The organism is Rhodococcus sp. NPDC057014 (genome assembly GCF_042673295.1).
Lineage (GTDB): Bacteria > Actinomycetota > Actinomycetes > Mycobacteriales > Mycobacteriaceae > Rhodococcus_F.
The window spans coordinates 1-4353 of the sequence record NZ_JBHUSF010000493.1; the positions used below are offsets into that span (position 1 = coordinate 1).

The 4353-nt window shown below is 65.6% G+C and carries 1 protein-coding gene; it reads left to right on the forward strand.

What is annotated here, in order from left to right:
* Positions 1-206: 206 nt before the first annotated feature.
* Positions 207-4353: NAD-glutamate dehydrogenase domain-containing protein (locus tag ACFTZB_RS43530; RefSeq protein ID WP_378441892.1), on the forward strand; the 4147-nt coding region annotated here is incomplete at its 3' end.

Here is a 4353-nt window from a genome sequence, read left to right on the forward strand (position 1 = left end):
GTGCCGCCTGCGCATGGATTCTCCCAGGTGCTCCGGCACCTACATGCCGGGTTGTGGAGCAATGCCCGTCAAAGCATTAAGCAAAGTTAACGCTCTGCAATCGAGAACACCGTTCCGTTGAGGGAACGATCGCCGGATCATGGTGCATACGACCCAGGACGAATCAGCGCCGGGCTGCCCCCTATCAGTGCCACAGGAGATGACAGGTGAATCTCGAAGGACTCGAACACGACCGTCAGCTCAGGGTTTCCGCAGAACTCGGTACCCTGGCGTCCGAACCGGGCGGCTACCAGGACTACATCGATGCTCTGTTCCGTCACGAACCTCGCGGCGAGCTTGCCGAATGGACCGACACCGACCTCGCCGGTCGCGCTCACGGGTATCTAGATTTCGCACAGGCCCGGGCCGACGGAATCGCACTGGTGCAGTGCGAAGTCGAGGCGGGAACGAACCTCGCGCACATCCTGGTTGTCAACACCGACCTTCCCTTCCTCGTCGACTCGGTGGCGATGGCCGTTCGACGGCACGGCACGGTCTCCGCGCTCCGTCACGTCACGCTGGCAGTACGACGCGATACCGAGGGGGTGCTCATGCCCGACGGCATTACCCGCCCACGCCAGGACGATCAGTACGACAACGACCCGCTGGTCGAGTCCTGGATGGAGATCACTTTCCTGCCTTCGGCGGGAACCGAACCCCACTCCGCGGAGTTCACCGCGACGATCGAGAGTGCGATTCGCAGCACCCTCGCCGACGTCACTGTCGCGGTGACCGATCAAGCTGAGATGGAAGCCGTCGCCCGCAGGGCCGCGCTGTCACTGAAATCCGGCGCCACCGAGAACCAACTCGACAGCGCCTATGAAGCCAGCGAGCTTCTGCACTGGATGTGCGCCCAAAACTTCACCTTCCTCGGCTACTGCTCCTACCGTCTGGTGAACGCGCCGGAGTCCGGAACCGCCACGCTCGAACCACTTCCGGAGACCGGCTTGGGCATTCTTCGACTCAACCACCACGAGCACCGCCACCACACCCTCGACCCGCTGACCACGACTCGCGCGTTCGGGCCGGATGTGTTGATGGTGTCGGCGGCCGGCACGCGCAGCACGGTGCGCCGCGACACTCCTTTGGACTACGTGGTGATCAAGATCGTCGATTCCGACGGTGTCACGGTCGGCGAGCACCGCTTCCTCGGTCTGTTCGAGAACACACTCGATACGTCGGACATGCGGACGATTCCGGTCGTCAACCGTACGGCCGGACGTACCCTGGCGATGCTCGAGCGCGATCCGCGTTCCCGTGAGGGCCTCGAACTACTCGACATTCTCCAGGACTACCCGCGGCGCGAGATTCTGCAGAGCACCGCCGGGGAGCTTGCCCCCACAGTTCTCGCGGTGCTGCACCTCCAACGACATCCGCGTGTGCGGGCGTTCATCCGCCAAGACACCTACGGCCGGGCCATCTCGATCCTGCTGTACGTGCCGCAGGACCGGTTCTCCCCCGCCGTTCGACGGGCAGTGGTGAAGGCGGTCTCGCAGTTCCTCGGCGGTGCCGCGGTCGATCACAACACACGTATCGGGGAAACCGCGCTGGTGCGTGTTCACGTCACCGCCGGGCCGAGCACCGGGGACGAGCGCATCGATGTCGCGGAGTTGTCGCGCGTGGTGGTGGAAGCGGCCCGGTCATGGACCGAGAAACTCGACGATCTCCTCGCTGAGGCGTTGACATCCGTTCACGACGACTTCATCCCCGTGGCAGTGCCCCTGAGCTATCAGGAGCGGTTCTCCCCCGCCGAAGCAGTCGCCCACCTGTCGGCACTCTCCGAACTGATTCAGGATCCGCACCGGCGGCTGCAGCTGACGATCACCCCACCCGAGAACGCAAGCTCGGACCTGATCTCGGCCATCGCGGTCACCACCGAGCCGATGGTCCTCGCTTCGGCACTGCCGATCTTCGGACACCTGGGATACGAACTCGCAGCAGAACATCCACACACGCTGACCAGTGCCGACGGGCGACTCGCCTACGTGTACGAGTTCATCCTCCGCTCGCGCTATCGCCAGCACCGCCTGGACGCGCCCACAGCGGCGCGGACCGCCGAGGCGTTCGAGGCGAGCTACAGCGGACACACCGAACCCGACGCACTGCAGGCGCTGGTGACCACCGCGGCCATGGAGTGGCGGCAGGTCCTGGTCCTGCGCGCCTATGCCGGGTATCTGCGGCAGAGCGGGTGGACCTTCTCCTCGGAGTTCGTCAATTCCGTGATAGCCGGCCACCCGAAGATCGCCACCGCATTGTGGACGCTGTTCCGCACCCGGTTCGATCCGGCGCTCGCTGACGGCGAACGCGACAACGACGAACTGGTCGCCGATATCGAAGGAGCAATCGACGAGGTTCAGGGAATCGAGCCCGACCTCATCCTCCGGACGCTGCTCGACACCGTGCTCGCCACAGTGCGAACGAACGCGTTCCGGCGTCTGTTCGCACACACGGACGGACCCGTCGACACGATCTTGAGTTTCAAGCTCGATCCCCGGACGATTCGTGGCCTTCCCACTCCGGTGCCGCAACTGGAATCGTGGGTGTTCGCCCGCAATGTCATGGGCACCCACCTGCGATTCGGACACATTGCGCGCGGCGGCATCCGGTGGACCGACCGGGTCGAGGACTTCCGCACCGAGGTGCTCGGTCTGGTGCGCGCACAGATGGTGAAGAACGCGGTCATCGTCCCCACGGGAGCCAAGGGCGCCTTCCTTCCACGGCTGCTGCACACCGGTGCCGATCGCGCCCAGCAACTCGAGATCGGCCGCGCCGCCTACAGCACGTTCGTCGAGGGACTGCTCGACCTGATCGACAACTTCACCAAGGACGAGTCCGGTACCTACCGCCTCGACCCGGCACCCCACACGGTGCGGCACGACGGTGACGACACCTACCTGGTTCTCGCCGCCGACAAGGGCACCGCGCAGTTCTCCGACGTCGCCAACGCAATCGCCACCGGCCGCGGGTACTGGCTCGGGGACGCGTTCGCCTCGGGTGGTTCCAACGGATACGACCACAAGCAGATGGGTATCACCGCGCGCGGCGCCTGGGAGTCGGTGCGCCAGCACCTGTTCGAGGTCGGCATCGACTCCGACACCGACCCGGTCACCGCGGTCGGGATCGGAGACATGAGCGGGGATGTCTTCGGGAACGGACTGCTGCGGTCCCGTTCGGTGCGCCTGGTCGCTGCCTTCGACCACCGGCACATCTTCCTCGATCCCCAGCCCGAGGCAGGCGCGGCGTTCGAGGAACGGCAACGACTCTACGACCATCCCGGCTCCTCCTGGGCCGACTATCGCTCCGACCTCATCAGCTCGGGCGGCGGCGTCTTCCCTCGCTCGGCGAAGCGGATCACGCTCGCCCCGCAGGCCAGAGTCGCACTGGGGTTGGACGAGGAACGGGCCCAGTACACACCAAATGAGCTGGTGCAGGCAATCCTGGCGGCACCGGTCGATCTGCTGTTCAACGGCGGGATCGGCACCTACGTTCGCGCGAGTTCGGAAACCGACTCCGAGGTCGGCGACAGCGCGAACGACGCCGTCCGCATCACCGGGTGTGAGGTACGTGCCCGCGTGGTCGCTGAAGGCGGCAACCTCGGGCTCACCCCGCTCGGACGGCGCGAGGCGGCGCTGCACGAGGTTCGGTTGAACACCGATGCGATCGACAATGTCGCCGGTGTGGATACCTCCGATCACGAGGTCAACATCAAGATCGCGCTCGACGACGCCGTCGCCGCCGGCGTTCTGGGCCAGGACAAACGCAACGTTCTGCTGCAGTCGCTGACCGACGACATCGCCCACCGCGTTCTGGACCACAACCGCGCACAGAACACCATGCTGTCGGTGGCCCGTGCCGAGGCCGCGGAGATGGCGCCGGTACATCGCCGGATGCTGACGGGACTCGAACGGAACGGTTTGCTGTCCCGGGAGGTGGAGTCGCTTCCGAGCGACGCCGAGCTCGAACAGCGCATCACCCAGGGCGGGGCGTTGACCTCACCCGAACTCGGCACCCTGCTGGCCTCCGTGAAGTTGGAGATGAAATCTGCGGTCCTGGCGTCCGGGATCACCTCGGAGTCCTGGGCCGAGCATTTCCGCACCGAGTACTTCCCGGCCGACGTCGTCGCCGTGTGCGGTGATCGTCTGGGGGCACACCCGTTGGCGAACGACATCACCGCGACGGCGATCACCAATCGCCTCGTCGACGACAACGGCATCACCTTCGTGTTCCGGATGCAGGAGGAGACCGGCGCGTCGGTCGCCGCGATCATTCGGGCGTGGGAAGTCGTTCGCCGCGCCGTCGGCCAGCGCGACTACC